Annotated in this window: 6 protein-coding genes; 4 read left to right on the top strand and 2 right to left on the bottom strand. The window is 67.3% G+C overall.

Translation table 11 applies throughout. The features are described 5' to 3' along the window. Positions 1-103 precede the first annotated feature (103 nt). From DBR23_RS20940 to DBR23_RS20925, 4 genes are all read left to right on the top strand, one after another. Positions 104-2,056, top strand: coding sequence for a S9 family peptidase (locus tag DBR23_RS20940; RefSeq protein ID WP_158276476.1), 1,953 nt, complete (start codon positions 104-106; stop codon positions 2,054-2,056). A gap of 65 nt (positions 2,057-2,121) precedes the next feature. Then, complete coding sequence (locus tag DBR23_RS20935) at positions 2,122-2,478, top strand: copper-binding protein (protein ID WP_233250627.1); 357 nt, start codon at positions 2,122-2,124, stop codon at positions 2,476-2,478. A 134-nt stretch (positions 2,479-2,612) separates the two neighbouring features. Then, the gene (locus DBR23_RS20930) at positions 2,613-2,942 is read left to right on the top strand and encodes a FeoA family protein (RefSeq protein WP_056067075.1); all 330 of its coding nucleotides are present in this window, start codon (positions 2,613-2,615) and stop codon (positions 2,940-2,942) included. Continuing rightward, the gene (locus tag DBR23_RS20925; RefSeq protein ID WP_108499479.1) at positions 2,939-4,864 is read left to right on the top strand and encodes a ferrous iron transporter B; all 1,926 of its coding nucleotides are present in this window, start codon (positions 2,939-2,941) and stop codon (positions 4,862-4,864) included. Before DBR23_RS20930 ends, DBR23_RS20925 begins: the two co-directional genes overlap by 4 nt. Before the next feature lie 325 nt (positions 4,865-5,189). On the opposite strand, the gene DBR23_RS20915 is transcribed toward DBR23_RS20925, so the two are convergent. Both DBR23_RS20915 and argF read right to left on the bottom strand, forming a co-directional pair. After that, the gene (locus tag DBR23_RS20915) at positions 5,190-5,870 is read right to left on the bottom strand and encodes a hypothetical protein (RefSeq protein ID WP_108499477.1); all 681 of its coding nucleotides are present in this window, start codon (positions 5,868-5,870) and stop codon (positions 5,190-5,192) included. An 8-nt stretch (positions 5,871-5,878) separates the two neighbouring features. Continuing rightward, the coding region (gene argF / locus DBR23_RS20910; protein WP_108499487.1) for an ornithine carbamoyltransferase at positions 5,879-6,773 on the bottom strand (895 nt) is incomplete at its 5' end.

Raw genomic sequence — 6,773 nt, 5'->3', positions numbered from 1 at the left:
GTTATCTAGCGCTCATTCAGCCGACAGTGGCTCCGCATTGATGGAAAAAGAGGCTGGGCGAGCAACACACAGAGAGGGGGATGGGATGCGATTGGGAATATTTTTGAAAACAACGGGCTTTGCTGCGTGTGCGCTGCTGGTGCTCGCTGGCTGCGCAAGCGGGCCTACGCACCCTTCGCTGGCTGGGGCGCAATTGCCCGACTTGGTGCCCGTGCGCGACTTTGTGGCCAGCCGGCAGTCCACCGGGGGTTATCGCGTGTCGCCGGATGGAAAGCGCATCGCCTGGTTTGGCACCGACGGCGTGGTGCCCGCAATCTGGGTGCAGTCCATCGATGGGGGCGACGCCAAGGCGTTTCGCATCCGTGCGCGCGCCATCCGCTTCAGTGCCGACAGCCGCTGGCTCGGAATCACGGCCGATCCCACGGGCGATGAAAACACCCGCATCTATGCGGGCCCGGTCGAGGGCCCAGGGACCGACTTGCGCGAGCTGATGCCTGCATCGCGTTCGGTGGCGCATTTTGCGGAGTCAGTCGATGCCTCGTCTGACTTCATCGTCACCTCCAACCAGCGCGACAAAAAGGTGTTTGACCTGTACCGCGTGAACCCTGCGGGCGGGCCGCCGGTGCTGATGGCCACCAACCCCGGCAACGTGGGCTGGTGGGGCGTGGACACCGCGGGCCAGCTGCGCGCCCGGGCACAGATTAAGGGCGACCAGGTGCTGCTGGAGCGACCTGGCGCCGAGCCGGGCAGCTGGGTGACGGTGGCAGAGCGCAGCCGGTGGGACACGCTGAACATCTTTGGCCTGCACGATGAGGGGCGCAAGGCCTGGGCCCTGTCGAACCGGGGGCGCGACAAGCTGGCGCTGGTGCGGCTGGACCTGACCACGGGCACGGAGGAAGAGTGGTTTGCCTCGCCCGACGTGGACCTGGACAGCGTGACGCTGAGCCGCCGCACCCGCGAGCCGCTGTTGGCGCACTTCATGCCGGGCTACCCGGCGCGCAAGGTGTTCGACCCCGCGCTGGATGCCCGGCTGTCCGCGCTGGCCGGCGACAAGCCCGCAGAGGTGCTGGTGACCAGCCTGGACCAGACGGACAAGGTGCTCACGGTGGCGGTGGCCACCGACCGTGGCACCCGCAACTACCTGCTGCGCGATGGGCACGAACCCCGCTTTCTGGGCGAGAACCGGCTGAGCCTGATTGCCAAGGACCTGGCCCCCACCGCGCCCATCACCTACACCGCGCGCGATGGTCTCACCATTCACGGCTACCTCACGCTGCCCGTGGGGGCGGCGCCGCAGCGGCTGCCCACCGTGCTGCTGGTGCATGGCGGCCCCTGGGCGCGTGACCGCTGGGGCGATGGCGCCACCAGCCGCGCCATGCAGCAGTTTCTGGCCAACCGGGGCTATGCGGTGCTGCAGGTCAACTACCGGGGCTCCAGCGGCTATGGCCGCAACCACATGGAAAAGGCCCGTGGCGAGTTCGCAGGCCGCATGCACGACGACCTGGTGGACGGCGTGCGCTGGGCGGTGGAGCGTGGCGTGGCCGACCCGCAGCGCGTGGCGATCTATGGCGCCAGCTACGGCGGCTATTCAGCCCTGGTGGGTGCCACCTTCACGCCCGAGGTGTTTGCCTGCGCCGTGGATGTGGTGGGCGTGACGGACATCGCGCGCCTGCTGGAGGCCGCACCGCCGTATTGGGAGCTGGGCCTGCCCTGGTGGCACCGCTATGTGGGCAACCCCGCTGTGCCGGAGGACCGCGCGCGCATGGATGCGAAGTCGCCCTTGTACCGGGCGGAGCATGCGCAAAAGCCCATCCTCATCATGCACGGCGTGAACGATCCGCGCGTGAAGCTGGAGCAGTCCGAATGGATGGTGGCGGCCCTGCGCAAGGCGGGCAAGCCGGTGGATTACGTCACCTTCACCGGGGATGGCCATGGCAACCAGCGCTGGCCCAACAACCTCACCATGTACCGCAAGACCGAGGACTTCCTCGCCCAATGCCTGGGGGGGCGGACCAGCGGTTTTGACTACTACCAGCTGGGTGCATGGGCGTTCTGATGGGGCAGGCTGTCGCTTCGTTGGTTGTACGCAGGGGGTTGCGCGGCGGCAGTCTGGTCGCCGCGATGGCCCTTGCCGCAGTGTTTGGTGCGACAGGTGCTCAGCCGGTGGCCCCTGCGAGTGCGGCCTCGGTCGCCGCAGAAGATGCAGCGCCTGCGGCGCCGCTGGTCTACACCCGGGCGCGGCTGGTGTCTGTGGAGGCGGATGCGGGCGGCAACACCACGCATGTGCGGCTGAAGCTGCTGCCCCGCGCCAAGCTGCCGTTCACCACACAGACCTTCCGGGTGGTCAACCCCGCCCTGATGCACGGCATTCCGCAGGGGGCCTGGGTGCAGTTCACTGCCCGGCACATCGACGGCGAAAACACGCTCACATCCATCCGGGCTACTGCGGAGTGCAAGCGGTTTGAGCGATGTGACTGACCACCCGGGCGGGGCAGCGGGGACTGCGGCTTGCGCTGCGTCAAGGAGAGAGTGGGACGGCAACCAGCACGATGCAGATATTGGTAGAATGAGAATCACTATTATTTGTATCGAGGCCAGTCACCATGAAAACCATGGACGATGGCGCTGCGGCGCGGTTGCATCTTCCTACGCAGCAGAACCTGTCCTCGCGGCTGGACCAATTGCCGCGCCGTGCCTCGGGCCGGGTCACGGGCCTGTTGCCCGCACAGGACGCGCAAGAGCACAGCATGCTGCTGCGCTTGCTGGAGATTGGCTTCCTGCCCGGTGAAACCGTGCAGGTGGTTGCACGCGGCGGCTGGGGCGGCGATCCCATCGCGGTGCGGGTGGGGCAGGCCACGTTTGCGCTGCGCCGCCAGGAGGCCTCCATGGTGCAGGTGCAGCCGCTGGATGACACCAGCCTGTCTGCCAAGGAGCTGGCATGAACGCCCAGGCTACTGTGCAGCCCACCGCCGCCGATGCGCCCCTGCGCGTGGCGCTGCTGGGCAACCCCAACTGCGGCAAGACCGCGCTGTTCAACCTGCTCACCGGCGCACGCCAGAAGGTGGCCAACTACGCGGGCGTGACGGTAGAGCGCAAGGAAGGCCTGCTGCAGACCGCCGCTGGCCGCCGCGTGCGCGTGCTGGACCTGCCGGGCGCCTACAGCCTGCACGCACACAGCGTGGACGAGGCCATCACCCGCGACATCGTGCGCGGGCGCCGCGCGGGCGAGCCCGTACCCGATGTGCTGGTGTGTGTGACCGATGCCACCCACCTGCGCCTGAACTTGCGCCTGGTGCTGGAGGCACGCGCCCTGGGCCTGCCCATGGTGCTGGTGCTCAACATGATGGACGTGGCCGAGCGCCAGGGCATCGCCATTGACCGCGAGGCGTTGTCGCGCGAGCTGGGCATGCCCGTGCTGGCCACCGTGGGCGTACGCGGCAACGGCGCCCAGGAGCTGGTGCAGTGGCTGGATGGCGCCAACCTGCAGCAGCTGCAGCGCCCGGTGGTGGCGCCCGATGCGGCGGCGCGCCTGGATGCGAGCGACCTGGAGGCGCAGAACGACGTGATCCGCACGCACCAGGAAGTGCGGCGCATTCTGGACCGGGCCGTGCGCGTGCCGGTGGTCAGCCTGCGGACTGACGACCGCATCGATGCGGTGGTGCTGCACCCGGTGTGGGGCCTGCTGATCCTGGCCGCCACGCTGTTCCTGATGTTCCAGGCGGTGTTCAGCTGGGCCGAGCTGCCCAAGTCATGGATTGAAGATGGCGTGGGCTGGCTGGCAGCCCTGGTCAACAGCCACATGGCCGACGGCCCCTTGCGCAGCCTGCTGACCGACGGGGTGCTGGCGGGTGCGGGCGGGGTGCTGGTGTTTTTGCCGCAGATCCTGTTCCTGTTCCTGTTCATCCTGGCGCTGGAGGACTCGGGCTACCTGCCGCGCGCGGCGTTCTTGCTGGACCGCGTGATGGGCACGGTGGGTCTGTCGGGCCGCTCGTTCATCCCTCTGCTGTCGAGCTTTGCGTGTGCCGTGCCGGGCGTGATGGCCACGCGCTCCATCACCCACTGGCGCGACCGGCTGGTGACCATCATGATCGCGCCGCTCATGACCTGCTCGGCGCGCCTGCCGGTGTATGCGCTGCTGATCGCTGCCTTCATCCCCGAGCGCACGGTGGCTGGGGTGTTCAACCTGCAGGGCGTGGTGCTGTTTGCGCTGTATGTGGTGGGCATCGTCAGCGCCATGGCCGTGGCGGCGGTAGCCAAGCTGGCCCGCAGCGACACGCGCGCCACGCCGCTGATGATGGAGCTGCCCGCGTACCGCTGGCCCAGCGTGCGGGGCCTGGCCTACGGCCTGTACGAGCGGGCGGTGATTTTCATCAAGAGGGTGGGCGGCATCATCCTGGCCGTCACGGTGTTGTTGTGGTTCCTGTCCACCTACCCCGGTGCGCCGGAAGGCGCCACACAGCCTGCCATCACCTACAGCCTGGCCGGCCAGCTGGGCCGCCTGCTCGAGATCATCGTCGCGCCCATTGGCTTCAACTGGCAGATTGCCATTGCGCTGGTGCCCGGCATGGCGGCCCGCGAGGTGGCGGTGAGTGCGCTGGGCACGGTGTACGCGCTGTCCGCCACAGGCGACGAGGTGGCCAGCCAGCTGGGGTCGCTGATTGCGGGCTCGTGGTCGCTGGCCACTGCGCTGTCGCTGATGGCCTGGTATGTGTTTGCGCCCCAGTGCATCTCCACCATCGCCGCCGTGCGGCGTGAGACCAACGGCTGGCGCTACCCGCTGCTCATGGTGGGGTACCTGTTTGCCATGGCGTATGCGGCCAGCTTTGTGACCTACCGCGTGGCGTTGGCGCTGGGCGGCGGCTGAAGGGAAACGTTGTGATGGTCCAGCAACTCATGGTCGGTCTGATCGTCCTTGCCGCAGCGCTCTATGTGCTCTGGCGGTATCTGCCCGGGCGCTGGCGCCGGGGGCTGGGCAAGGTCCACCCGGGGCTCGTCCAGTCGCCAGGCTGTGGGGGAGGCGATGGTGGGTGCAGTAGCTGCGGCAGTTGCGCGGCGCCGTCCGCGGCGGCCGCTGAAAAACCCGTGGCCATGCCCGTCCGTCGCGGGCCTGCTTCTCAGTAGTTGCTATATTTTATATAGCTGCTGGCGCATGATTCACTAGCGCTACAAGCCGTTTTGACTCAAATTGTCTACTGGTACAGCTGGCCTTGGCCCAGCGCGCTCAACGCCTGTTGCAGGTTGACGCGCGCCTGGGCCTCGCAGCGTTGCGCAAAGTAGGCTGTGCCGTAGATGTGCGGGCGGTCCAGAAAGCCTCGCAGCACTGCGCTGCGCCCCGCCACATAACGCGGCCAGCGCACAAAAAAGTATTCACGCCGCACGTTGCGTTCGAACTGTCGGTACACCGCGTCACTCTGGCCCAGGATGGCGAGGTCGATGTCCACCACCCACAGCGTATCGCCGGTGAGCGGGCCCGGGGTGTGGCGGGTGTCCATCACATGCTGGTGCACGGTTTCGGCCAGCGTGGTGGGCAGCCCTTGGCCCAGCAGGAACTGTCGCGCCCAGTCGGCGCTGCGCGCCTCGTTGTGCCCACTCCACGGCCAGTAGATGGCGTCGTGGTACCACAGGGCGAGGGCCGCAGCATGGGGGTTGTGAAGCGCTCCGGGCTGCTGGTCTTGCACTTCCTGGAGGTGCCGCAGGCAGGCCCGCAGATGCGTGGTGTCGTGGTAGGCGCGGGGCCAGCGTGTCCAGCTGCGCAGCAGGCGCCTGCCCTCGGCCCGCCAGGCGGGCGTGTCGCACCCCAGCGCTTGGCCCAGGGCCTGCCAGTGCGCTAATAATTCGGCGCTGTGAGCGGGCTGGCGGCGCCAGGGCATGGGGGCTTTTAGGCCAGTTTGCCCAGCAGCAGGTACTCCATCAGTGCCTTCTGCACGTGCATCCTGTTCTCTGCCTCATCCCACACCACCGACTGCGGCCCGTCGATCACATCCGCCTCGACCTCTTCGCCCCGGTGCGCGGGCAGGCAGTGCATGAAGAGGGCGTCGGGCTGGGCCGCAGCCATCATTTCGGTGTCCACGCACCAGTCGGCAAAGGCCTTCTTGCGCGCTTCGTTCTGGGCTTCGTAGCCCATGCTGGTCCACACGTCGGTGGTGACCAGGTCGGCGCCCCGGCAGGCTTCCATGGGGTTGCTGAAGAATTGATAGCTGTCAGCGCTGATTCCATGGGCACCAGCGGCCAATTTTTCATCCACCTCGTAGCCGCGTGGCGTGCTCACATGCACTTTGAAGCCCAGCAGCGACGCCGCCTGCAGCCAGGTGTTGGCCATGTTGTTGCCGTCGCCCACCCAGGCCACCGTCTTGCCCTGGATGGAGCCACGGTGTTCGATGAAGGTAAAGATGTCCGCCAGGATCTGGCAGGGGTGGTACTCGTTGGTCAGGCCGTTGATGACGGGCACGCGCGAGTTGGCGGCAAAACGCTCGATCTTGGCCTGCTCATACGTGCGGATCATCACCAGGTCGGTCATGCGGCTGATGACCTTGGCGCTGTCCTCGATGGGTTCGGCGCGGCCCAGCTGGCTGTCGCCCGTGGTCAGGTGCACCACACTGCCGCCGAGCTGGTACATGCCCGCCTCAAAGCTCACGCGCGTGCGGGTGCTGGCCTTCTCGAAGATCATGGCCAGCGTGCGGTCCACCAGCGGGTGGTGCTTTTCGTAGGCCTTGAACTTCTTCTTGATGAGCGCGGCGCGCTCGAACAGGTAGGCGTATTCGTCGGCGGAGAGG

The sequence above is a fragment of the Acidovorax sp. HMWF018 genome (genome assembly GCF_003061035.1).
In the GTDB taxonomy this organism is placed as follows: Bacteria; Pseudomonadota; Gammaproteobacteria; order Burkholderiales; family Burkholderiaceae_C; genus Acidovorax; species Acidovorax delafieldii.
Note: the sequence above shows the minus strand (reverse complement) of the source record. Positions and strands in the feature narration are given on the sequence as shown.

Excerpts from the sequence above, each read along its gene's own strand:
- DBR23_RS20930 (WP_056067075.1), top strand. The coding sequence starts at position 2,613 with ATGGACGATGGCGCTGCGGCGCGGTTGCATCTTCCTACGCAGCAGAAC.
- DBR23_RS20915 (WP_108499477.1), bottom strand. The coding sequence starts at position 5,870 with ATGCCCTGGCGCCGCCAGCCCGCTCACAGCGCCGAATTATTAGCGCAC.
- DBR23_RS20935 (WP_233250627.1), top strand. The coding sequence starts at position 2,122 with ATGGCCCTTGCCGCAGTGTTTGGTGCGACAGGTGCTCAGCCGGTGGCC.
- DBR23_RS20925 (WP_108499479.1), top strand. The coding sequence starts at position 2,939 with ATGAACGCCCAGGCTACTGTGCAGCCCACCGCCGCCGATGCGCCCCTG.